The following is a 21948-nucleotide window of genomic DNA, read 5'->3' as shown; positions in this document are numbered from 1 at the left end:
GCGTTGCTTGGACGTTTCGCTCATAACAAAGGTGGCGCACGGGATTAATCCTGTGCGCCACCTTTTTGTTAACTTAAGACTCTCTTATGCTTGTCTTTAAATCGTGAAGAGACATTTGCGACCACTTGTCCCTCTTATTTAGCCCACTGCATTCGTGATAGCTTCGCATTCGTCCGAGCAATGTCCACTATGCTCATTTTCACAGTCCTCACAGCAAATATGCTGTAGATGGCAAGCATCGTTGGCGCAGTTGATGAATTTGTCAGCGGGCTGACCGCAGTGATGGCAACGACCAACAACGATATCATCATCGGTATGATTAATCTGTACGGAGATCCGCTCATCGAAGACATAACATTTTCCATCGAACAGTTGTCCCTGTACCTCAGGGTCTTTACCGTAAGTCACAATCCCACCATCCAGCTGGTACACCTGCTGGAAGCCTTCTTTCATCATAAACCCGCTTAATTTCTCGCAGCGGATTCCGCCTGTACAGTAGGTCAGGATTGGTTTATCTTTTAGCTCGCTCATATTCTCGCGAATCCAGTCCGGGAATTCTTTGAAGCTGTCTACTTCAGGGCGGATGGAACCGCGGAAATGACCCAGATCGAATTCATAGCCGGTACGGCCATCCAGAATTACCACATCATCGCGCTGCATCATTTCATAGAAATCTTTAGGCGCCAGATGCTCTCCGGTGATCACGTTGGGGTCCAGTTCATCCTCGACCCGGAACGTCACGAGTTCCTTTTTATAACGAACGAAGATCTTTTTGAAGGCATGACCATCTGCCTCATCGATCTTGAAGACGATATCGCTGAACATCGGATTTGCGCGCAAATCCTTCATGTATTGCTCGGTTTGGGCAATCGTACCAGACAGTGTCCCGTTAATGCCTTCATCTGAGATGAGAATTCGTCCCTTTACGTCAAGCTCTTTGCAGTAAGCCAAATGCTCCTGAGCGAATTGTTCTGCATCCGGCACTTTTACAAATTTATAGTATAGCAGAATTGCATATTCCGATTGTGGTTTCATTCTTTTCACCTTTATCATTAGAATTAGACTACTAAATAAACGTTTAAGTATAAAAAGTATTGTAACATATTATCAAGCATTGACAAGAGAAACTCTTGATTCAGTAATGGTTAAAACTTGGATATTAATAAGAAAAACAGCGCAATGAATATGTCAGAATCATCATGCATATGGAGACTATTCTGCGAAATGGCGGCGCGAGTGGAGGAGACGATATTTTGTCGCTGCTGATCAGTGGATGTGGGAGTCAAAGAAGGGACTGTATTCATCATGTTGGATGCAGTCGTTTTGGTGTGATCACTCTTTTATATGCCTGTTAAAGAAACAATTTATGCGGTGATGGCAGATGGTGTAAATTGTATTTTTCGGGGATGCTACGATTAAGGTCAGCCAGAATTTTGGTTTACATTTTGCTGGATATAGGCGAATAACATGGTTTGTTATGATTGGCGAAACCGTGAATCACAACGCGTGTATTAATTTTCATTCGAAGAGTCACTTGGTGACATTAATAATAAGGAGGGACTGCGGGATGAGTGCTCACGAGATTGATTTTGTCATTATGGGCTAGGAAATTCAGTGTGTGGAGGTGCAGCTTGACCCCGGAGAGAGTGTAATTGCTGAAGCTGGAAGCTTCATGATGATGGATCAGGAAATTACGATGGAGACGATTTTTGGTGATGGTAGCGGGGGGGGCGCGTGGAAGCGGACTGATGGGTAAGCTGATGGGTGCCGGCAAGCGTCTGCTGACTGGGGAAAGCCTGTTCATGACCGTCTTTACACACAGTGGTTCTTATGTACGAAAAAGTGTCACCTTTGCTGCTCCATATCCAGGCAAAATCATCCCGCTTGATCTTCAGCAATACGCCGGAAAAGTGATCTGTCAAAAACTCATTCCTCTGTGCGGCGAAGGGCGTCTCGATTGGTATTGAATTTCAGCGCAAGCTGGGCACTGGATTTTTTGGTGGTGAAGGCTTTATTATGCAAAAGCTGGAAGGCGACGGTCTTGCATTCGTACACTCTGGCGGCTACGTTATAGAACGCACACTTCAACCGGGAGAGACGCTCAAACTGGACACTGGTTGTCTTGTAGCTATGACGTCATCAGTGGATTATAATATTGAGTTTGTAAAAGGTGTCAAAACCGCGCTATTCGGCGGTAAGGGCCTGTTCTTCGCCACACTGCGCGGACCCGGCAAAGTGTGGGTGCAGTCACTGCCGTTCAGCCGTATGGCTGAACGTATTTTGTCTGCTGCCGGTAACAGCGGACGCAAAGAAGAAGGCAGTGTACTTGGTGGACTGGGCAATCTGCTGGATGGCAGATAAGGTTGTGAGTGATAGTAGAGTGCAGAAATGCCCCGGATTTGAGTGAAATGGCCTTGCTGAGGCGAAAGAGGGGCATAAATGCTCTCGATTTCTGGGAAATGGCCCAAATGGAGCGAAAGAAGGGCAAAAATGCTCTCGATTTGAGTGAAATGGCCCAAATGGAGCGAAAGAAGGGCAAAAATGCTCTCGATTTGCACGGATCGCGCGAATCCAGCCAAAAGAACGGTATAAATCCCGTAGAAATGGCTGGATCGCGTGAATCCAGCCAAAAGAACGGTATAAATCCCGTACAATGGGCCGGATCGCGTGAATCCAGCCAAAAGAACGGTATAAATCCCGTAGAATGGGCCGGATCGCGTGAATCCAGCCAAATGAACGGTATAAATCCCGTAGAATGGGCCAGATTGAGCAAATCCAGCCAAAAGAACGGTATAAATCCCGTAGAAATGGCCGGATCCAGTTCTAATTGCTTCAGCAAGACATTGGTTACTTATGTTCGATATGATATCGCCGGTTGACGTTTTTTTTATCGACTCTGTGATGTCTACCGCTACTGTATCTGCAACTAACTATATAGTGAGACCCGTGAATGATTATGCTCATTCACGGGTCTTTTTTTAGAGGTTGGGATAGTTTAATTCTACCCTTAAATATCTGCCTCACGTTAAGCATGGCGACCAGCCTCGCTTTACGCTGACGATCTGTCGCATAATCCCCCTAACAAATTTGACTAACCCTGTCCACGATGTATATATTATTTGGCAAACCCCTATATTGTTAAGGCTGTGACCGGAGGCATGATATGTTCAAAATATTTATTATAGAAGATGACCGTGGACTGGTAGCTCTGCTACAGGATTATTTACATAAGTTTGGATATGAAACACAGGCTGTGAATGATTTCGAGCGGGTTCGCACTCAGTTTGAGACGTTCGCTCCGCACCTGGTTCTATTAGATGTTAATTTGCCAAAATACGATGGTTATTACTGGTGCCGCCAGATTCGTGGGATTTCCACCTGCCCTATCCTTTTTATATCTGCCCGCGACGGCAAAATGGATCAGGTGATGGCGCTTGAGAACGGAGCCGACGATTATATTACGAAGCCCTTTGATTACGAAATTGCGATGGCCAAAATTAAAAGCCAGTTACGACGCGCTTACGGCACCTATGCGGGAAGCAACAATGAGCGTACCCTAACCGTTGCCGGATTGGCACTGGATGTGGAGCGACTAGTCCTTACTCGGGGAGAAGCCAAGGTGGATTTAAGTCACACGGAAGCCAAGATACTAGATGAGCTGATGCAAAAGTCGGGAACTATCGTTACCCGCGACAGACTGCTCGAAAAAATCTGGGATGATCAAGCCTTTGTGGATGAGAATACGCTTAATGTCTATGTCACCCGTGTACGTAAAAAGCTTGCCGCTCTTGAGATTACGGACGGTCTACAAACCGTTCGAGGTCAAGGCTACCGCTTGATTCCGAATTGGGGGGATGAGGGTTGAAGCTATTTTTAAGGGAGCAGATCCCATTAATTGTGGTCTATCTAGCACAGCTCATCTTGATCACACTAGTCTATCGGCTGGATGGGGGCAGTGGTGTGAGTGTTAGTCTGTACGCTGCTCTTCTCAGCACTTGTCTGCTGCTTGGCTACCTCGCTTACCGGTATATCAGCAATCGTACGTTCTATGAACGATTGGAGACTGTACCTACCTCTCTAGATGAAGCTGGCGGTCCATCACAGGATTCTCCGCTTGCCGTGAGTTTACGAGGACTACTAGGGTCACAATTCCGCCTCTACAAAAATGATTTACACAGCTACCGCCACAAGCTGGAAGAACATATTCACTTTATTAATCAGTGGGTGCATGGAATGAAGACACCGCTGTCTGTGATCCATTTGATGATTCAAGATAAAGACGGACCGCCTTTTACGGCGATAGGTGATGAACTGGATCGTCTGAAAAAAGGACTGGACACTGTACTTTATACGGCTCGGCTAGATACCTTTGAGCATGATTTTTACGTGGAACGTTTGGATTTGGAAACCCTCGTACGTAGCGTGACCTCAGAGCAGAAGCGTCTGTTCATACGTAACCGTATATTTCCCACTATTAAAATAGATGAGCGAATCGCCGTAACTACAGATGAGAAATGGCTAAGTTTTGTACTTACGCAGATTATTACGAATGCAATACGTTATACGACGGAAGTCGGCAAACATGTATATTATCATGGGTACATACAAGAAGACAAGAGAGCAGTACTGGAGATACGAGATGAAGGCGTGGGCATCCCAGCAGGTGATCTGCCGCGTGTGTTTGATCCTTATTTTACAGGTGTCAATGGACGAACCTTTCAAGAATCCACGGGAATGGGTTTATATCTTGTAAAACAGATCTGCGGAAAACTTGGCCAAGAGGTGAGCATTTGCTCAGAAGAAGGCAAGGGCACGACCGTACGGATAGTGTTTAAGGAGTCCTACCTTACAAATATGTAAGGTCATTGTAAGTTAGAAAAATGGCAGCCTGTGTATACACTTTGTATAATGAAGGCAATCCAGTCGAAAGAAGGAGAGGTAACACTTGCCCATTCTAGATGTTCATAATTTATCAAAAATATATGAGGGCAAAGTGTCCACTCAGGCATTGAATCATATCCGCTTTTCTGTTGAAAAAGGGGAGTTTGTTGGCATTATGGGACCTTCGGGGAGTGGAAAAACAACACTGCTCAACACGATCGCCACCATTGACCAGCCGACCTCCGGTCAGATTCTGATCAACGGCCGAGATCCCAATCTGCTTAGCAGACAAGACAAGGCACTCTTTCGCCGCCATGAGCTTGGTTTCGTCTTTCAGCATTTCAATCTGCTGGATACGCTCACTGTTGAGGAGAACATTGTGCTGCCTCTCACGCTTGCTGGTGTCCGTGTAACGGAAATGGAGAGCAGATTGAAAGAAGTAGCAAGTATGCTGGACATCAAGCATCTGCTGCAAAAAAGGACATACGAGATTTCAGGTGGACAGATGCAGCGGACCGCCATCGCCCGGGCGATGATTCATCGTCCTGCACTGATTTTAGCAGATGAGCCTACAGGGAATCTGGATTCCAAGGCTTCAGGTGAAGTCATGAATATGCTGACAGAGGTAAATCAGGAAGAAGGGGCAACTGTGCTGATGGTCACACATGACGCAGTGGCCGCGAGTTTTTGTAACCGAGTCATCTTTATTAAAGACGGACGTTTCTATAGTGAAATGTACAGGGGGAGCAGCAGAGGCGCTTTCTTCCAAAGTATCATTGATATGTTGTCTCTGCTTGGGGGAACTAGCCATGACCTTTCGGCAATTCGCTTATAGGAATGTTACACGTAACAAGCGTAAATATGCGGCTTATTTTGTCGTCAGTGCTTTTTCAGTGATGATCTTTTTCGTGTGCGCTTTGTTTATTTACCATCCGGATATTTCTAAGAGTTTGGTTTATAGTACAGCAGCTCATACAATGATGGCGGCAGAAGCCATTATTTATGTGTTTTGCTCCTTGTTCGTTCTCGTATCGGTTGGATCGTTTCTACAGTCACGTAAGATGGAGTTTGGGATTTTATTGATGCATGGAATGACGAAGCAACAGCTCAACATGATGGTATTTTTGGAAAATATGATGATCGGCACCTCAGCCATTCTGACAGGTACATTACTAGGGTTAATTCTGGGCAAGTTGTTTTTAATGATCGGATCTACTTTTCTGGGTATACCTCTTTTAACGTTTCATCTTCCATGGCAGGCGCTTGTACTAACGATATGTAGCTTTGCGCTGTTATTTATTCTAATCTCGCTAAGCACGTTCTTCTTTATTGGGAATGAGTCACTGATGCGGCTGTTTCAGGGAGAACGAAAAGCAGAAGAGGAACCTAAAGTTTCCTTGGTGTTATCAATCCTGTCTGCTTTATTGCTGTTAACGGGCTATTTTATGGCAGCTACTGCACAAGCGGCTTCGGTTGAAAAGGTGATGTTCCCCGTCGTTATAATTACGGTTGCGGGTACCTATCTCTTTTATACTCAGCTCAGTATTTACACTGTTAAACTGCTTAAGACGATCCGGCGCCTGTATTGGAACCGCACGAATATCATTACTTTATCGGGCTTGTCTTACCGCTGGAAAGAGAATGCCCGAATGTTCTTTATGGTGACGATTGTATCCGCAGTATCTTTTACTTCAGTGGGAGTATTTGCATCGATCCATACGCTTTCCAGAGAGTTGAAATTGGACTATCCCGCAGCAGTTGGTTATGTAGCCAAAGGCCATCAATCGCAGGATCCTTTTGACCAGCATTTGGACGAAATTAAGGAAGAGCTTACAACGCTCGGGTTACCCTATGAGACACTTAATATTCCGATTAAATACGCAGAGGTGGAATCTCAGACCGGGCCAGATCGCACGTTAAGGCTTCCCTTGATTGCTTACAGTGATTATAAGCTTGCTCTGCTTCGTGCAGGGTTTACGACGGATGAGCAACCTCTAAGTGGAGATGAAGGACTGGTGATGATCGGTTCGCAACGAGACCGGAGTCTGCAAGCGGGTAGAGTAAAGCCGATATACACTTTGAAGCAAGGTCTTTCCATTCGAGAAATGGGTTATACCCAGCATGTTCCCATTGCCGAATATCTATTGCCGGAGCTGGATGGAAGGGATGGGGGAGATTTCAGCGGTGTTGTGATTAGCGATGAGCTTTACAAGGCTATTCATCCCGTACAGACCGATTTGTATACAGGATTTTACATGGATGACTTCCCGCGAACAGTAGGTATAGCGGCGGATCTTGCTCATAAAGGGAAACGATCCTATGAAAGTAACTCGCCATACGCGATTGTTGTTAGCGGCACGCTGTTTGAAATACAGAGAACATTGTACAACACGATGCTATTCGCTTCTTTACTGGTGGGTACTGTATTTTTCATAGCGGCAGGCAGCTTCCTTTACTTCCGGCTGTATACAGATCTAGATCATGATCGTCATCAATATTCTACTTTGTCCAAAATGGGACTTACAGATCATGAGCTAAACCGAATTGTAACGATACAATTGTCGTTGTTGTTTTTTGTTCCGGTTGGGATTGCCATTTTGCATAGTGTGTTTGCCTTTATTGCGCTTCAGCGGTTGTTCTACTTATCAATTGCTGTGGAGACCGGGGCGGTGTTATTGGGATATTTGGCTGTCCAGGGACTTTACTTCTTTTTTATTCGCAGCCGTTATTTACGCAACTTGAAGAAGAACTTGATCTGAATAATGGGGGTTACGAAATGCAAGCATGGATTACAGATTTTATGGAGCAGTTTGGTTACTTTGGTATTTTCCTTATGCTCGCTTTTGAAAATATATTTCCACCAATTCCTTCCGAAGTGATCCTTCCTTTTGGCGGATTTATGACAACCACAACGAATTTGACCATTCCTGGGGTAATCATTGCTGCTACGCTTGGCTCACTGCTGGGTGCAGTGATTCTTTATTATATCGGTCGTTTGTTGGATGTAAATCGATTGGAAAAGATCGTTGAACGCTGGGGCGGCCTACTCCGGATTAGCAAAAAGGACATCCACAAGGCTGACGCTTGGTTTGACAAATATGGCTATTGGACCGTATTATTTTGTCGGATGGTTCCATTAGTGCGTAGTTTGATCTCGATCCCAGCAGGGATGTCGGGCATGAAATTTGGAGTGTTTATGATCTTCACAACGATTGGTACGCTGGGATGGAATCTATTGCTGGTGCTTATTGGGGCGGCATTGGGTGAGTCCTGGGAAGACATTGCCATGTATATGGATATGTACTCTAACGTAGTGTACGTGCTTCTTGCAGGTGGAGTAGTGATCCTGGGGTATTTGTTCTTCCGCAAGCGCAGCCGGAAAATGAACACCGAAGGTTGAGCCGAGAAGGACTTATAGATAAAAGTTATGATTAAAAGGAGGAGAACAAATGGAGCTATTAACGATTATTAAAGCTATTATTTTGGGAATTGTTGAAGGATTGACTGAATTTGCTCCGGTATCCTCCACGGGTCATATGATCATTGTTGATGATATGTGGTTAAAATCGACAGAGTTATTTGGGCAATATACGGCCAATACGTTCAAAGTGGTTATACAGCTGGGGTCAATATTAGCAGTTGTAGTTATTTTTAGAAATAGGTTCATTGAATTGTTGGGCTTAAAGCGCTTCAGCCGCAAGCAGTTGGATCCTGTAACCGAGCAACAACCACAGCTTGAAAAAGGCGGCCACCTTAAGCTTACACAGGTGCTTGTAGGCTTAGTGCCAGCAGGCGTGCTGGGGGTTCTGTTTAATGATTATATTGACGAACATTTATTCTCTACATCTACCGTGTTAATCGGTCTAGTAGTCGGTGCTGTATTAATGATTATTGCGGATCTATTCGGACCTAAGAAGATTCAAACGGAGAGTGTCGATCAGATTACATATAAGCAGGCGCTAGGTGTTGGTCTGGTCCAGTGCTTCTCCTTGTGGCCGGGATTTTCACGTTCCGGGTCGACGATTTCTGGTGGTGTTCTTCTGGGTATGAGTCATCGTGCTGCTGCTGATTTCACGTTTATTATGGCTGTTCCAATCATGGCAGGCGCCAGTTTACTCTCACTGATGAAGAACTGGCAATATTTCACCATCGATGCCCTGCCGTTCTTCATTGCCGGCTTTATTAGTGCCTTTGTGTTTGCGTTATTATCGATGCGTTTCTTCTTGAAATTGATCAACCGGATTAAGCTTTTACCATTTGCTATATATCGCATAGTACTTGCTGCAGTAGTATATTTCGTGTTTTTCTAAATCCGTTATAAGGAATCGATATAACCAAAGCCCCCGTCATCTATTGCAGATGACGGGGGCTTTCACGTATGATGACATCAGATTAAGACACTCACTTTATTGATGATAAGGATAAAGTAAAAGTTTCACTTTATTCTTATCATTCTCGCATAAACGCTTACCGTCCTTAAAAAGGACGCCGAAGACGTTTTAGCGATTAAATGATAAGAAAGTATAAGTTTCACACAATACTTTCTTATTATTCTCGCATAAACGCTTACCGTCCTTAAAAGGACACCAAGGGCGTTTTAGCGATTAAATGATAAGAAAGTATAAGTTTCACACAATACTTTCTTATTATTCTCGCATAAACGTCTTACCGTCCTTAAAAGGACGCCAAGGGCGTTTTAGCGATTAAATGATAAGAAAGTATAAGTTTCACACAATACTTTCTTATTATTCTCGCATAAACGTCTTACCGTCCTTAAAAGGACGCCAATGGCGTTTTAGCTTGAAAATAACGGAGACAGGTGCTTGCCGGAATTAGTAATTCGGTAGGCTTAAAAGGGAAGTTCGGTTCGAAGCCGATGCGGTCCCGCCACTGTAACGGAAGAGTCCATAGCAACATATGTCACTGGCAATTTACTACTGCTGGGAAGACTGCTAAGGATGCTGACACCGCTAGCCAGGAGACCTGCCTGTTTCAACAGCACTGCTTCACCTACGGAGGATAGGAAGGTGTTAGACGTTAACCATAGGTATATTATGGGCGTCTTTCCCTTTGACTTTTTTTAGGGAAGGGCGCTCTTTTTTAAAATATAAGAAAGTATAAGTTTTGCACCTATACTTTATGTCTTATATTTCTCGCTAAAATGCTTACCGTCCTTACAAGGACGCCGAAGGCGTTTATGCTTATAGGAATGCAAGTGATATCAAGTCCAAAATAAGAAAATGGAGAAGGGGAGCTGCAAAGTGACGAACAAAGTAAAAGTAAGTAATCTTGGCTATCCAAGAATCGGAAAAAACCGCGAGTGGAAGAAAACGTTGGAAGCCTTCTGGGCGGGGAAAATAAATGAGGAAGAATTCCGTACTGAAATGACAGGCATTCAGCTTCAGCATTTGAAGACTCAGCAGGAGGCAGGAATTGATTTCATTCCGGTAAATGATTTTACATTCTACGATCATGTGCTGGATACAGCTGTTATGTTCGGGATCGTACCTCCACGTTATGCGTATGACGGTGGCGACATTGGACTTGATCTTTATTTTGCGATGGCTAGAGGAAATGCTGAGGCTACCGCTTGTGAGATGACTAAATGGTTCAATACGAACTATCATTACATCGTTCCAGAGATTGGTGCACAAACGCCGCGTCTGACCGAGAACAAACCACTGGAAGCTTATCGTTTTGCCAAGTCCCAAGGGGGAATTGAGGGTAAACCTGTAGTTTTAGGCCTTTATACATTCCTTAAGTTGTCAAAAGGTTTTGCATCTGCGGATATTGCGAAGATTGCTGCTCGGTTTCTTCCGGTTTACATTCAGCTGTTGCAGGAACTGAAGCAAGAAGGAGTAAGCTGGGTACAAATGGATGAACCAGCAATTGTTACAGGAATAAATGAGTCAGAATTATCCTTACTTCACTCGATTTACACAGAAATTGCTGAATCCGTGCCTGGTTTAAATATTATTCTGCAGACTTACTTTGAAGCTGCTGAACCGCTGGAGGCATTGTTCAAACTTCCGGTACAAGGTTTAGGTCTTGATTTTGTCCATGATGGCGGGACGAACCTGGCATCGATTGAACGTCTTGGCTGGCCTGAGGATAAGTGGCTGGGAGCGGGTATTATTGACGGACGCAACATCTGGCGCTCGGATCTGGATGCTAAGCTGCAGCTAATCGAGAAGCTGAGTGTACATGTACCGCTTGATCGTCTTATTCTACAGCCTTCTTGCAGTTTGCTGCATGTTCCGGTTACTGTTCAGGGTGAGGCGAAGCTGAAGACAACCGTCAAGGCTGCATTAGCCTTTGCTGATGAGAAGCTTAGTGAGCTTGGCCTGCTTGCTGCAGCCTTAGAGGGTACAGGAGAAGCTGCTGCTGCGTTGACAGCCAGTCGCGAAGCCCTTACTGCCTTCCGTTCGCTTCCTGAACGCGGCCGTAAGGATGTTGCGGAGCAAGTTCTTGGACTTGCAGATTTACCGGACCAACGCAGTCTACCGTTTGCTGAGCGCCTAAAGGCGCAGCAGGAGAAATGGCAGCTGCCACTTCTGCCAACGACAACGATCGGAAGCTTTCCACAGACCGTAGAAGTACGTCAGGCAAGGTTGAAATGGCGTAAAGGGGTATGGAATCAAGAGCGCTATGATGGGTTCGTACGTGAGCAGATCGCGGATGCAATTACCTTCCAAGAAAAACTGGGTCTGGATGTACTCGTGCACGGTGAGTTTGAAAGAACGGATATGGTGGAGTTTTTCGGGGAGAAGCTAGATGGTTACTTATTTACTAGTAATGGCTGGGTTCAATCCTATGGATCTCGCTGCGTGAAGCCACCGGTTATTTATGCGGATATAGCTTTTATTCAGCCTATGACTGTGAAAGAGAGCGTTTATGCTCAGTCGTTAACTGCCCTTCCTGTTAAAGGCATGTTGACTGGTCCTGTTACAATCCTCAATTGGTCTTTCGTACGTGATGACCTTAGTCGGGAAGCAGTAGCTAATCAAATTGCCTTAGCGCTCCGTCATGAAGTTAAAGCTTTGGAGGATGCAGGCATAGAGATGATTCAAGTAGATGAACCGGCTATCCGTGAAGGGCTTCCTTTGAAGGCTGAAGATCATGAGGCATACTTGAATTGGGCGGTGAAGTCGTTCCGTATCGCAACGAATCATGTGAAGGCTACAACACAAATTCATACCCACATGTGCTATAGCGAATTCAATGACATGATCGACTCCATTTCCGCGATGGATGCAGATGTCATCTCTATAGAAACTTCCCGTAGCCATGGGGAATTGATCGTTAGCTTTGAAGAACAGGAATATGATAAGGGAATCGGTCTTGGTGTATATGACATCCATAGTCCACGGGTTCCTGCTGTAGAAGAAATGACAGCTGCTATTGATCGTGCGCTGCGGGTGCTCGACCCTGAACAGTTCTGGATTAATCCGGATTGCGGTCTTAAGACACGTGGCTGGCAGGAGACGGAAGATGCACTTCGTAACATGGTAAAGGCTGCCGCTATTGCAAGAGAAAAGGCAGGAGTTAGTGCCTCCAAATAGCATTAGAGATATACAATAAATCATAGCCGGGGAATTTCTCCCTGGCTTTTTATTTCAGCCACTTGATAATAATTCTCATTCTTGATAGAATGAGAAAAGAAAAGAAGGAACCGTGGAGGGTCCCTTCAAATTATCACCTTATTTGCTTTCGAAAGTCTTGCAATCTGTTTCTTCTGCACGTGTAGGTTCTTGGGAGCTGTGGAAAGCTACAAAGATAGAATCAGCACTGCATTTGTTCTCTTCTGCCCAGTGGGTGCAGGAGTTAACTTCGCAAATTACGTCTTTTGCCATGAGGGTTCACCTCCCCTTCTTAGTAATAGACAGCATTATTAACAAAGAACTACTCTGTTCAACAAGGTGGAGCTTGTCCGAACAGAACCGCGCCCTACCCTCATTCATTATGAATTGAGGGTATTTGGTATTTTCTGTGTAGCTAGACGAGGTTATTGTACCAAATAAAGCGTTTGTAAGCAAATGGGTTATTCAATCACAGAAATATGACAAAGTTATACAAATAAATATAAAAAATTACAAAATACATTTCTCATTAACATACCAAAAAATACAAAATAATCCTAATTATCTATATAATTTTAAAAAATATCTGGTAATATTTTCGATAGGGAACGGCCGATCCTAATCTGAAATATTGGAGGATGAAATTGATGAAAAAGTTCTTACTATTCCCTTTTGCCTTAATGCTAATCTTGTGTTTACCTATTTATGCAGGTGCAGAAGGTGTACATAATGACGAAGCCCCTCAAAATAGTGAACCCGAAATCATAAAAGTCTACAAAACCTCACCTACGGGATTGTCAGAAATCTCAATAGAAGAGTACAATGATATTCTTGCGCAAGGACAAGCTTTAGAGGCTGCTAAAGAGGGATTGTTGCCAAGTGTGCCCCTGTTTAATACAGATTCTTCTTTTGAGAAAGCCTCTGTTATAGCTCCTAGAGATGCTTTCCAAACAACGATCTACTCTTACCAACAAAATGGTTATGTCTCCTATGTTACTAGAAGTGGCTTGACTAGAAAAATCTCTCAGGCTGTTTATAACAGTGCTTCTGGAAATTCGTTGTTAAACATCAGCTATTCGGTTTCTCAAGGTTATATTGCGAACACTAGCTTTGGTGTAACCGCAAAACAAACAGCTGTTAGTGCTGGCATTACGGGTGGCTCGTCGTGGTCCAATACTTATGGTGGCAGTAACACGACAACTGCATTAGTGAATCCTTACAATTATGCTTGGATGGAATATACGCCTATTATGAATAACTCATTTGGTGTGATCACAGAGAAGACTTATGCCAATGTTCAAGGGAATTCAGTTCTTGTAGGCACCACTAGTTATGATGTTGATATTTACATGGCAAGATTATTAAGCGGTTCGCTACCAGATGGCATTTATGTCATTAAACAAAGTTCTTCTAACCCAGGTTAGTGTTTGCACAAAAAATGATAGTTCGAAACCCCAAAGTCGCAGAAATGCGGCTTTTTTTCTTTTGAATATGTATGATTTAAAAGAAACTATTCATCATTCCATTTTTAAGTGCAACCTTCCAAGTTTTGGAACGTCATAGTAAAGAGTGACGGAAGAGATCTGCTTAGAACAAGACATTCCGTTACGATATGATGATCCGTGCAAGCGGTATCTACTACATTTTTGGAGGAATGAGAATGCGCAAATGGGGTCTGCATTACTTATGTTTATTAATTCTTGCGGTAGTCTTGGCGGGTTGTGGTTCAGCGGATAGGAATTCAGCGGCAGATAGCTCGGCAAAAGAAAATGGTAGTACGAGTAACAACGCAGCAGTAGAGGTACAATCGCAGAGCTCGCTGGCCTCAACAGCGGATAAAAGCACTTCGGCAGCCCCTGAGGCAGAAGCAACAGGCAGCGAGAACTTGGCTGTAAAGGGCTCCACATCAGAAAATACAGTTCAAGCAAGTGCAGGGTTTACTGGTAGCGATGTAGTAGCGGGCTTGAACAAGAAGCTGATCTATAAAGCGAATCTTAACATGGAAGTAGAAGACTATGGAAAAGCACAGACTGAAATACGTAATTTAGTAACCATGGCCAATGGATATATTATTGAGTTTAATGAAAATATGTCACAGTACGAGCAAGGTGGGACGTTTATCCTTAAGGTACCTGCCTCCGGATTCTCACCTTTTCTGAATAAATTAGAACAAGTAAAACACGAATCTCTACAGCGCAGCATTCAAGGTCAGGATGTCTCTGAAGAGTACGTTGATCTGGAGTCACGTTTGAAGGCAAAGCAGCTAATGGAAGCACAATATACAGAGTTTATGAAAAAAGCGACGAAATCCACGGATCTGGTCGCCTTCGCGAACGAGCTTGGCTCGATTCAAGAAAGCATTGAACAGATTAAAGGTAGAATGCGTTATATCAATCAGAATGTATCCTTCTCTACGGTAGAATTGAGAGTGTATCAGACGGATGAAAGCATTGCTGTCAAAGAGAAGAAGGAGCAAGGGCCGTTACTGGAACGCGCTTCAGATGCTCTAAATGGCAGCTTAAATGCGCTATCTGTGATGTTTCAGTGGCTTGTAGTTATCCTTGCAGGAGCGTTACCGATACTTATCGGGGCTGCCATTATATTAGCTATTGTATTAGTTTCCCGTAAAAATATCCGCGAGCGTCGGGAGCAGCAGACCGAGAGGATCCGTCAGCGCAATAAGGAGCTGAAGAGAGAGCAAATCATCCCTGCGGCAACAGAACCTAAGGAGGCAGTTTCAGAGGATGAGCCGAAGGCTAATAAGGACTCAGAGGACTCAAAGAAAGAATAGCCCCTCTAAGCATAAACGACCTCGGCGTCCTTATAAAGACGGTAAGCGTTTAAGCGAGAAATATAAGGATAATGTATAACGTGAAACTTATACTTTCTTATATTTTAAGAGAAAAAACGGTTGTCATCCTAAAAGGACGACAACCGTTTCTTTGTGTACTGAGGATTGATGTTTAGGCAGGCTGGAAGAGTACGCGGTACTCCCCGTATCCTTCCTTCTCCAAATCCTCTTTCGGGACAAATCTTAGCGCCGCCGAATTTATGCAGTAGCGCAAACCGTTTTCTCCGGGACCATCGTCGAAGACGTGGCCTAGATGGGAATCCGCTACTTTGCTGCGAACTTCAGTGCGGACCATCAAATGACTGAGATCCGTCTTTTCCTTCACAGCATAGTCCCGGATGGGACGAGTAAAGCTTGGCCAGCCGCAACCGGAATCGTATTTATCCTGCGAGCTGAATAACGGTTCGCCAGATACGATGTCTACATAAATACCATCTCCATGGTGATCCCAAAAATCATTCCGGAAAGGAGATTCTGTAGCACTGTTCTGAGTGACTTCATATTGAAGAGGCGTTAACCGTTCTTTCAAACTTTGTTTGTCCTCTTTATGTGTCCAGTGGGTTTCTATAAAATCCTCTCGTCCAGAACCTTTGCGATAACGTTTGTAGTGGCCTGGATTCTTATGATGGTAGCCTTGATGATATTCTTCGGCTGGATAGAAGGTGGATGCCGGGAGAATCGGGGTTACGATAGGACTTGAGAACCGACCGCTTGCTTGAAGAGCTGCCTTGGAAGCTTCTGCTTGTTCTTTTTGTTCCTCCGAATGGGTAAAGATTGCTGTACCGTAAGAAGTCCCGCGATCATGGAATTGTCCACCTGCATCGGTAGGGTCAATTTGCTGCCAGAACAGCTCAAGTAACTTGCTATAAGGGAAAATATCTGGGTTAAACGTAATTTGTACAGCTTCAACATGTCCTGTCGTTTCAGAACAAACCTCTTCATAGGTTGGGTTCACTGTATGTCCGCCGGTATAGCCAGAGACGACACTAATGATTCCTGGCAATTCTTCGAACGGCGAGACCATGCACCAGAAGCATCCACCTGCAAAGGTTGCTTTTTCCGTCTTGGTATTTATATGGTTAGTCTGATGTTCACTCATTGATATCCCTCCATTCACATAATGCAATTAAATAGATCACAATTTAATTATAAAGCAAATACTAACTGCCTGCCAGTTTGTAACCGATAAGTTCTTTCGCTATCTGTTATTCTTCGCTTCTTGAGCGCGCGGACGCAAGCTCAGTCCGGTAATAATTAGCACAGCGGCATAGGCGATGATGGCAATAATCGCACTTACAGGGTCCTGGAACAGATGATCCCCGAGGAAAGCGTATAATGCAATCCCTGGTATTTTTCCAATGCCGGAAGCTGCAATATAGCTCCAAAAAGGCAGTCCAGCAGCTCCAGCGTAGATGTTAACCGCTGTTTGGGGAATGATTGGCACGAGTCGTGCTAGGACAATCGAAGCGAAAGGTCGCCGCTCAATGCCTACTGTGAACTTTTCGAGTGCGGGAATGGAGGCTAAATAAGCTCTAGCTTGGCTTTGAAATAAGTACTTCACAATTCCAAACAGGATTGCGGCAGCCAAATTAGTAGCTAGCCAGCAAATCAAGGCTCCTACTAAACTTCCGTATGCATAACCGAAGAATCCGATGACAGCTTTATAAGGGACAACTGGAAACAAGGCCAGTAAAGTTGCAATCCCTATGGAACTGAAAAGATTATGATCCTCTTTCATCCAGCTTAGGATGTCATATCTGTAGATAAACGCAAGGATTGTACCCGAAACATAAAGAACAATCGAGAACCATTTCTTCATAGATAATATGCCCCTTCTTCCACTCATTCATCTCATCATACGGGATATGAAGTAAATATTGAAGCAAAGATCAATTGTCAGAGAATGAGAAGCAGGTATAATAGCATTTGTAGAGAACAAAGAGAAAAGATCGAGATATTGAAATGTTAGAGGGGGATGGATCAGTGATTGTACCTGAACGTAAAAGAGTCGCCATAATAGGAATCGGCAATATCGCCCGTAAAGTATATTTGCCACTGCTCTCTCAGCATGATTATGCCGAGGTAGTTGGTGTTCTCAGCCATTCATCGACAACGGTGGAGCAGGCTGTTCATACCTATCGTTTTCCTAAAGGGACGACGAATCTGGAAGAGCTGTTATCTTGGGATCTGGATGCAGTATTTGTACATAGCCCAACAACTACTCATTATGATATAGTAACAAAATGTCTCGGACGTGGGATTTCGGTATATGTAGATAAACCACTTTCTTATGATCTTGAAGAGTCCAGAAGGATGGCAGAGCTAGCACAAGATAAAGGGCTTTTGCTGGGAGTGGGCTTTAACCGCCGGTTTGCCCCTATGTATGTCACCGCCAAGCAATGGCTGGAGGAAGTCGGTGGAATTAGCCACTGCAGTGCGATTAAACATCGAACGAAGCTACAGACAAGCACCAGCCGCGAAACCGTGCATGATGATCTTATCCATATGCTTGATTTGCTGTTGTGGTTATGTGGAGATCAGTATGAACTGCTTCGTAGTCATCTTCAATCTAGTGGAGATGGTCGTCTGCTACAGGCATCTGGAATGCTAGCCTGGAAACATAGTGCAGTAGGGATGTACAGTATGGTTCGTGAAGCCGGTATGGATTTGGAGAAGCTTGAGCTGCACGGAAATGGTAGATCGGTGGAAGTAGTGGATCTAGACAAGGCCATTCTTTTTGAAAAAGATACCTTACCGCATATTCAAGGCTTTGGAAGCTGGGATACTGTACTGGATAGAAGAGGTTTTAGTGGAGTGGTGAATAATTTTCTTTGCAACATAAATACACCGGAGCTATGCAGCATTGCTGCTTCAGCGGTACTGCCTAGTCATATGCTGGCGGCACAGCTTGCTGAATGAGGTCTCTGAGAAAGGAGAAGAATATATGGAGGATAACCGTAAATTAGTGGAGGAACAGATCATCGAAAGCTATAAGCGCGAAGAAGAGATGATGATTCTTGTATTCGCTCAGTGGTGTGTGAATAATGGACTTGATCCACATGCGCTATACTTGCAGGCTTATCCGCAGCAGGAAGGGAATGAAGCCTTGCGTCAGGCACTTGCCCTCACGGTTTCCGCAGAGGAAGCGGGAGACATTTCTGATGACACCGTTCTGGGTGTACTTTCACTTTTTGGAAATGATGACTTGGCACAAATCGTAACTGAAGCGATTGCTCAAAGGGGATCTAAAGGACCTGTGGGGGATTGACATTGGGGATATAATAATAGAGTCAGATGAACTTTTTTCGGTAAACGATGTTCATCATGGTTAAAATGTGTTAATATTATATATACTAACTAATAGTAAGTTTCGCAAGTGAGAGGTGAGAACAATGGAAGAACATCAATTTGCGATGTGTCCCAGATTTGAAACAGCCTTCTCTTTCTTAGGCAAACGTTGGAATGGACTTATTATTCAGACATTGATGAGTGGACCGAAGCGGTTTAAAGATATCTCCGGCCTCATTCCTTCAATGAGCGATAAGATGCTGTCCGAGCGGATGAAGGATTTGGAAGGTGAGGGTATCCTGGTTAGGCATGTATACCCAGAAACACCCGTACGTATTGAGTACGAATTAACAGACAAAGGCCGTGCGTTGCAGCCTGTTATGCAGCAGATTCAGTCTTGGGCTGAGAGCTGGGTTGACTAAAATTCACAGTAATGTTGTGGCCCTTTTTCCGAAATGGTGGAAAAGGGGCTTTTCAATTTCTAAATATTAGACAGTGACAGTTGTGTTCCAATCCTTTATGCTTGAAAAAAACTTGCACAGTTTAAAAATAATTGTAATATAATAGAAAAACATTGTATGATCCTTGAATGGAAGCGCTCGCGTATTGGTTTTTGCTCAAATCTACTCAGCTGGAGTACAGGCATAGCAAAACTGTTAGGAGGCGAGGGAGATGAAGACGAAGACGACCCTATTTTCCCGGGAAATAACGTATGGAAAAAAGGATGTTGCTGAGCTAGAGAATGCTTCTATCAAAGTACAGCTCATCTATGACAAGACGTTGTTCATGCTGCATAGCCATCTTCCTGATTCCTTATGGGATGCGTGGATTGGCGTGCCTTACAGCATTATCTCTTCACTCTACAAAGGAAACAATGATAGTGGGACTATTTTTCAAAAATGGATTCAAAGTCCGACCGGCTGGAAGTGTATTGGTTGTGAACGGCACTGTCTGGAGTCCACGGAACCTCCACAAGATGTGAATGCGGCGAATCATGGGCGACAATATAAGTTTCATAACGGCATTCGCCAGAGTATGGTACTTCAAGCCTTAATTTGGTCCATGTACGAGAATATCGTATTATTCAAACCCTTTTTAGGCGATGAGCCTTTTTTTGACGATGATGATTTGCATACGATATCCTCTTATTTCGTTCCAACTTATCTGAATGAGTTCCACCTTATTGAGCGGTCTAAGCCATGTAAAGAATACAAAGATCAGAATATACGAGTCTTTCAGGAATGGATTTCCGCACCAGATCTTGTCCTCAAATGGAATGGTGGCTTGACGGAAGGCAGATGGATGACCGGTGTTTATATGGATCACTCCCGTTTTGCTGGATTGGGACCTTATTTGAAGGATTCAAAGGGACAGCGGACGTATATGCAGGCTTATGTGCAATAAAGTGAGTTGAAAAAGCACCTTTGTAGGCAAAGGTGCTTTTTTGCGCTTACTATGTATGTACATTCTCCAATCTCGTTCAAAAATAAGATACAATTTCCGTGCGTACAATCACAAGTCAAAGTTCCTTTCAGGGTTAAGGTGAAGAAGTGGATAAGATTTATTCAGAACCTAATCCCATAACCCAAGGAGGAGCTATAATGGAAACTAAACAACTTAATGATAGTATTTCGGATTCGAAACAAGCAGAATCGGTACAGGCTGGGTTTACCCCAGATGCACTGGTGAGGGATATTGTATTGCAATTCCCTAAAGCGGCAGATTATTTTAAAGCAAAACGGATTGATTTTTGTTGCGGTGGAGCTAAACCACTTGCTGAAGCAGCAGCTGAGCGGGGTCTGGATCACGAGATAATCATCGGTGATCTAAACAAGCTGTTCCAAGAGTATCCAGTACCCCAAGAGGAAATCGCTTGGAATACTGCATCCTCAGAAGAGTTAATTGCCCATATTATTAACAAACACCATCGTTATCTTCGTGAAGAGCTACCCCTCATTAGCCAAAATGTAACTAAGGTGTATCGAGTGCATGGTGGGGATTCTCCCCATTTGGTGGAATTATATAACTTGTTCAACACACTTAAGGAAGACTTACTTGAGCATACGGCTAAAGAAGAAGAAGATGAGTTTCCTAAGCTGTTGACATACGCTGCTAATCCTAGTGAAGAAGGCCTGACATCGCTTCGTGAGTCATTGTCTGAGCTGGAGAGTGAGCATGATGGTGCGGGCGATATTTTGAGAAAAATACGTAGTGTTACAGATGATTTCACTCCGCCGGCGCATGCTTGCACGACCTATCGATTGACATATGCCCGGCTGGAAGAGCTGGAGAGTATGACTTTTGAACACGTACATTTGGAGAATAATATATTGTTCCCTAGGTTTCAGTGATGATGAATAGTGTTCTAAAGAGTCCCTTAGGGGGCTTTTTTATTTGAGAACATGGCTTGTTTAAGTTATCCTTAAAAAGACAGTATACATAACTTTACAAGCCTGAGACGCTATATGGTCATTAGGCGGGACAAGGCGGTGTCAGGATGCCCATACGATCTTTGTGGAAATTGATGCTAGGTTTAGTCATCGGATTCACAATAGGTGGATGCTCTACTAACAATGACGGCAATAGTAATGCTAATAATGGTGCGGCAGGATTAGAGGGACCGACAATATCGATAAGGGTTGGAGATAATGAACTGCTTACTAAACCATCGGACAGGTTACTTAGCGGGAGTTATAGAAATGGAATATCGCTCATGGAGCTCCTGAAAGGTAGTAATATTGCCACATTTGCGGAGGATAACTCAAGCATTCTTTCGGTAAAGGATTTTTCGCTAGAGTCGGGATTGGTTTGGGAGCTTCAGATGGGCGGTCAAATCATTGGGAATGCGGATTGGAATAATACTGTAGGGTATGATTCACAGCTAGTCTTCACCGCGAAGTCGAAGGATCATCAAGCACCACTTCAAACAGTAAGGCTGACCTTGAACGGTGGAAGTGTAGAAGTAGACCTGCATCATACGTATATTATTTTATTTAGAGAAGATTTAACCGTAAGAGATTTGCTCAAAAGCTGTAGTAGGGTACAATTGGCGGATGATAATAAAAAGGTGCTTTCCGTCAATGATTATACCCCTCTAAGTAATGAAGAATGGAAGCTGAAGGTGAACGGAAAACAACTACTCGATGATGGAATGGATATGAAGCTCAGGGCTCAAGATGAATTGGAGATTTTATTGACTTTACGCTAAAAATCGTACATTAAGCCAGATTAACGGTTGTTCAGAATCGTTAATCTGGCTTTTTATGTGGAAAAGATATCTGACAATTATCAGCACACTAAAGTGTGAAAATATTCACAATTAAAGTGACTGCAATCACAATGATGACT

22 protein-coding genes, 1 pseudogene and 1 riboswitch are annotated in these 21948 nt (G+C 43.9%); of the genes and pseudogenes, 19 read left to right on the top strand and 4 right to left on the bottom strand.

The features are described 5' to 3' along the window. Positions 1-138: 138 nt before the first annotated feature. The gene (gene trhO / locus MHB64_RS22575) at positions 139-1035 is read right to left on the bottom strand and encodes an oxygen-dependent tRNA uridine(34) hydroxylase TrhO (RefSeq protein WP_094877918.1); all 897 of its coding nucleotides are present in this window, start codon (positions 1033-1035) and stop codon (positions 139-141) included. A 170-nt stretch (positions 1036-1205) separates the two neighbouring features. On the opposite strand from trhO, the gene MHB64_RS22570 reads away from it, so the two are divergent. From MHB64_RS22570 to metE, 11 genes and pseudogenes are all read left to right on the top strand, one after another. Beyond that, entirely contained in the window at positions 1206-1355 is a 150-nt protein-coding gene (locus tag MHB64_RS22570; protein WP_341135413.1) for a hypothetical protein, read from the top strand. A 263-nt stretch (positions 1356-1618) separates the two neighbouring features. After that, positions 1619-1756 (top strand): AIM24 family protein, encoded by a 138-nt coding sequence (locus MHB64_RS33935; RefSeq protein ID WP_445671619.1) that lies wholly within the window; start codon positions 1619-1621, stop codon positions 1754-1756. Next, positions 1716-2361, top strand: a pseudogene (locus MHB64_RS22565) (AIM24 family protein). Before MHB64_RS33935 ends, MHB64_RS22565 begins: the two are co-directional and overlap by 41 nt. A 107-nt stretch (positions 2362-2468) precedes the next feature. Next, the gene (locus MHB64_RS22560) at positions 2469-2879 is read left to right on the top strand and encodes a hypothetical protein (RefSeq protein WP_341135412.1); all 411 of its coding nucleotides are present in this window, start codon (positions 2469-2471) and stop codon (positions 2877-2879) included. 284 nt (positions 2880-3163) lie between these two features. After that, the gene (locus MHB64_RS22555) at positions 3164-3865 is read left to right on the top strand and encodes a response regulator transcription factor (RefSeq protein WP_094874631.1); all 702 of its coding nucleotides are present in this window, start codon (positions 3164-3166) and stop codon (positions 3863-3865) included. Beyond that, on the top strand, positions 3862-4860 hold the full coding sequence (locus tag MHB64_RS22550) for a sensor histidine kinase (protein WP_341135411.1): 999 nt from the start codon (positions 3862-3864) through the stop codon (positions 4858-4860). Before MHB64_RS22555 ends, MHB64_RS22550 begins: the two co-directional genes overlap by 4 nt. A gap of 85 nt (positions 4861-4945) precedes the next feature. Beyond that, on the top strand, positions 4946-5716 hold the full coding sequence (locus MHB64_RS22545) for an ABC transporter ATP-binding protein (protein WP_094878936.1): 771 nt from the start codon (positions 4946-4948) through the stop codon (positions 5714-5716). Then, on the top strand, positions 5691-7640 hold the full coding sequence (locus tag MHB64_RS22540; RefSeq protein WP_094878937.1) for an FtsX-like permease family protein: 1950 nt from the start codon (positions 5691-5693) through the stop codon (positions 7638-7640). Before MHB64_RS22545 ends, MHB64_RS22540 begins: the two co-directional genes overlap by 26 nt. A gap of 17 nt (positions 7641-7657) precedes the next feature. Continuing rightward, positions 7658-8281, top strand: a complete 624-nt coding sequence (locus MHB64_RS22535) for a DedA family protein (RefSeq protein WP_042190577.1) — start codon at positions 7658-7660, stop codon at positions 8279-8281. Between the two features lie 49 nt (positions 8282-8330). Further along, the gene (locus MHB64_RS22530; protein WP_042190575.1) at positions 8331-9191 is read left to right on the top strand and encodes an undecaprenyl-diphosphate phosphatase; all 861 of its coding nucleotides are present in this window, start codon (positions 8331-8333) and stop codon (positions 9189-9191) included. Positions 9192-9681: 490 nt separating this feature from the next. Continuing rightward, positions 9682-9886: riboswitch (cobalamin riboswitch) on the top strand. 256 nt (positions 9887-10142) lie between these two features. Beyond that, positions 10143-12443 carry a 5-methyltetrahydropteroyltriglutamate--homocysteine S-methyltransferase gene (gene metE / locus MHB64_RS22525; protein WP_341135410.1) on the top strand — a complete coding sequence of 767 codons (2301 nt, stop codon included), beginning with the start codon at positions 10143-10145 and terminating at the stop codon, positions 12441-12443. Between the two features lie 138 nt (positions 12444-12581). On the opposite strand, the gene MHB64_RS22520 is transcribed toward metE, so the two are convergent. Beyond that, positions 12582-12734, bottom strand: coding sequence for a DUF1540 domain-containing protein (locus tag MHB64_RS22520; protein WP_076120659.1), 153 nt, complete (start codon positions 12732-12734; stop codon positions 12582-12584). 374 nt (positions 12735-13108) lie between these two features. On the opposite strand from MHB64_RS22520, the gene MHB64_RS22515 reads away from it, so the two are divergent. Next, a complete protein-coding gene (locus tag MHB64_RS22515) occupies positions 13109-13885 on the top strand; it encodes a hypothetical protein (RefSeq protein ID WP_094878978.1) in 777 nt (258 codons plus the stop codon). Positions 13886-14121: 236 nt separating this feature from the next. Then, a complete protein-coding gene (locus MHB64_RS22510; protein ID WP_179281774.1) occupies positions 14122-15252 on the top strand; it encodes a DUF4349 domain-containing protein in 1131 nt (376 codons plus the stop codon). Between the two features lie 172 nt (positions 15253-15424). Here the strand turns inward: MHB64_RS22510 and msrA are convergent, their stop codons facing one another. Together msrA and MHB64_RS22500 are read right to left on the bottom strand one after the other, a co-directional pair. After that, complete coding sequence (gene msrA / locus MHB64_RS22505) at positions 15425-16411, bottom strand: peptide-methionine (S)-S-oxide reductase MsrA (RefSeq protein ID WP_094873758.1); 987 nt, start codon at positions 16409-16411, stop codon at positions 15425-15427. Between the two features lie 99 nt (positions 16412-16510). After that, positions 16511-17131, bottom strand: a complete 621-nt coding sequence (locus MHB64_RS22500; protein WP_179281721.1) for a TVP38/TMEM64 family protein — start codon at positions 17129-17131, stop codon at positions 16511-16513. Between the two features lie 164 nt (positions 17132-17295). Between MHB64_RS22500 and MHB64_RS22495 the strand changes: the two genes are divergently transcribed. The 6 genes from MHB64_RS22495 to MHB64_RS22470 all read left to right on the top strand — a co-directional run bounded on the left by MHB64_RS22495 (position 17296) and on the right by MHB64_RS22470 (position 21808). Continuing rightward, positions 17296-18231: a Gfo/Idh/MocA family protein gene (locus MHB64_RS22495; RefSeq protein ID WP_341135409.1), complete on the top strand. Its 936-nt coding sequence runs from the start codon at positions 17296-17298 to the stop codon at positions 18229-18231. A 25-nt stretch (positions 18232-18256) separates the two neighbouring features. Continuing rightward, complete coding sequence (locus tag MHB64_RS22490; protein ID WP_094873764.1) at positions 18257-18580, top strand: hypothetical protein; 324 nt, start codon at positions 18257-18259, stop codon at positions 18578-18580. A gap of 124 nt (positions 18581-18704) precedes the next feature. Further along, positions 18705-19022, top strand: a complete 318-nt coding sequence (locus tag MHB64_RS22485) for a winged helix-turn-helix transcriptional regulator (protein ID WP_042129916.1) — start codon at positions 18705-18707, stop codon at positions 19020-19022. A gap of 250 nt (positions 19023-19272) precedes the next feature. Continuing rightward, positions 19273-20004 carry a hypothetical protein gene (locus MHB64_RS22480; RefSeq protein WP_094873752.1) on the top strand — a complete coding sequence of 244 codons (732 nt, stop codon included), beginning with the start codon at positions 19273-19275 and terminating at the stop codon, positions 20002-20004. A gap of 197 nt (positions 20005-20201) precedes the next feature. Beyond that, positions 20202-20951 carry an iron-sulfur cluster repair di-iron protein gene (ric, locus tag MHB64_RS22475; protein WP_094873750.1) on the top strand — a complete coding sequence of 250 codons (750 nt, stop codon included), beginning with the start codon at positions 20202-20204 and terminating at the stop codon, positions 20949-20951. 146 nt (positions 20952-21097) lie between these two features. Beyond that, a complete protein-coding gene (locus tag MHB64_RS22470; RefSeq protein ID WP_341135408.1) occupies positions 21098-21808 on the top strand; it encodes a hypothetical protein in 711 nt (236 codons plus the stop codon). Positions 21809-21948: the final 140 nt, after the last annotated feature.

The sequence above is a fragment of the Paenibacillus sp. FSL K6-2859 genome (assembly GCF_038008265.1).
Lineage (GTDB): Bacteria > Bacillota > Bacilli > Paenibacillales > Paenibacillaceae > Paenibacillus_AQ > Paenibacillus_AQ nitricinens.
This window is presented reverse-complemented; position numbering and strand designations above follow the sequence as displayed.

Coding starts and splice junctions, on each gene's coding strand:
- trhO (WP_094877918.1), bottom strand. CDS start 1,035: ATGAAACCACAATCGGAATATGCAATTCTGCTATACTATAAATTTGTA.
- MHB64_RS22570 (WP_341135413.1), top strand. CDS start 1,206: ATGGAGACTATTCTGCGAAATGGCGGCGCGAGTGGAGGAGACGATATT.
- MHB64_RS22560 (WP_341135412.1), top strand. CDS start 2,469: ATGGAGCGAAAGAAGGGCAAAAATGCTCTCGATTTGAGTGAAATGGCC.
- MHB64_RS22555 (WP_094874631.1), top strand. CDS start 3,164: ATGTTCAAAATATTTATTATAGAAGATGACCGTGGACTGGTAGCTCTG.
- MHB64_RS22540 (WP_094878937.1), top strand. CDS start 5,691: ATGACCTTTCGGCAATTCGCTTATAGGAATGTTACACGTAACAAGCGT.
- MHB64_RS22535 (WP_042190577.1), top strand. CDS start 7,658: ATGCAAGCATGGATTACAGATTTTATGGAGCAGTTTGGTTACTTTGGT.
- MHB64_RS22530 (WP_042190575.1), top strand. CDS start 8,331: ATGGAGCTATTAACGATTATTAAAGCTATTATTTTGGGAATTGTTGAA.
- MHB64_RS22520 (WP_076120659.1), bottom strand. CDS start 12,734: ATGGCAAAAGACGTAATTTGCGAAGTTAACTCCTGCACCCACTGGGCA.
- MHB64_RS22515 (WP_094878978.1), top strand. CDS start 13,109: ATGAAAAAGTTCTTACTATTCCCTTTTGCCTTAATGCTAATCTTGTGT.
- MHB64_RS22510 (WP_179281774.1), top strand. CDS start 14,122: ATGCGCAAATGGGGTCTGCATTACTTATGTTTATTAATTCTTGCGGTA.
- msrA (WP_094873758.1), bottom strand. CDS start 16,411: ATGAGTGAACATCAGACTAACCATATAAATACCAAGACGGAAAAAGCA.
- MHB64_RS22500 (WP_179281721.1), bottom strand. CDS start 17,131: ATGAAGAAATGGTTCTCGATTGTTCTTTATGTTTCGGGTACAATCCTT.
- MHB64_RS22490 (WP_094873764.1), top strand. CDS start 18,257: ATGGAGGATAACCGTAAATTAGTGGAGGAACAGATCATCGAAAGCTAT.
- MHB64_RS22485 (WP_042129916.1), top strand. CDS start 18,705: ATGGAAGAACATCAATTTGCGATGTGTCCCAGATTTGAAACAGCCTTC.
- MHB64_RS22480 (WP_094873752.1), top strand. CDS start 19,273: ATGAAGACGAAGACGACCCTATTTTCCCGGGAAATAACGTATGGAAAA.
- ric (WP_094873750.1), top strand. CDS start 20,202: ATGGAAACTAAACAACTTAATGATAGTATTTCGGATTCGAAACAAGCA.
- MHB64_RS22470 (WP_341135408.1), top strand. CDS start 21,098: ATGCCCATACGATCTTTGTGGAAATTGATGCTAGGTTTAGTCATCGGA.